An 821-nucleotide genomic window follows, 5' to 3' on the forward strand; every position below is an offset into this window, starting at 1 on the left:
GTACATTAAGTGTTTACAATACTTGGACTTATGATAAAAATGGATCTTTTAAATCTTTAGACACAGCAAAATATATTAAAAATAATGACTCCACAGGATTTATGAGATTTATGAATTCTGTAGATAATCAAAGAATTTTAAAGTCTAAAAATATAAAATAATTAATAATGAGGATAATATATATTATTATTTTAATACTATTTATGGTTTATTCTTGTAAAAAAGAAAATCACAAAGTAGATATGAAAATACAAAAGGAAAATTATAATCCTACAGAATATTTTGCTTTTCCAACCAATATAAAAAAATGGAAAAACTATAAAGAAATTGCTGTAAATGACTCTCTAAAAAAGGTTCAGGGAGAGTTTGAAGATTATAAGATTGAAGGATATATTAATCAATATAATCAAAAAATAAATTGGTGGAATATTGTAAATAAAAAAAATATTCAAGCTGACAATGTTAGATTAGAATATCGAATTGTTGATAATAAAGAATATGTTAATCAGTATATTAATTATGATACAAAAAATGGAAATGACATAAAAAATAGTTTGTTTTATTTGAAAGAAAGATTAAACCATAATACCTTAAGATATAAGTTCTATATACCAAATAAAAAAATTAAGGTAAATACATCTGCAACTATTTTTTTGTCATTCTTTTTAAATAATAAAGAAATAAGAAAAGAAGATTTAAAATGTGTTAAAAAGAATAACTATTACTACGTGGATGTAAATTATGTTGATACAGGTGATAACATTATTGTTAAGGGGTTATTCGAAGAAGGATATGAATATGATGATGGTGAGATGGGACTA

The 821-nt window shown here is 22.3% G+C and carries 1 protein-coding gene; it reads left to right on the forward strand.

The features are described 5' to 3' along the window. Positions 1-167 precede the first annotated feature (167 nt). Positions 168-821 (forward strand): hypothetical protein (locus tag AC27VX_RS23820; protein ID WP_488698467.1); only part of this gene is annotated, 654 nt, incomplete at its 3' end.

The organism is Chryseobacterium sp. 14P4.3.2, assembly GCF_057799275.1.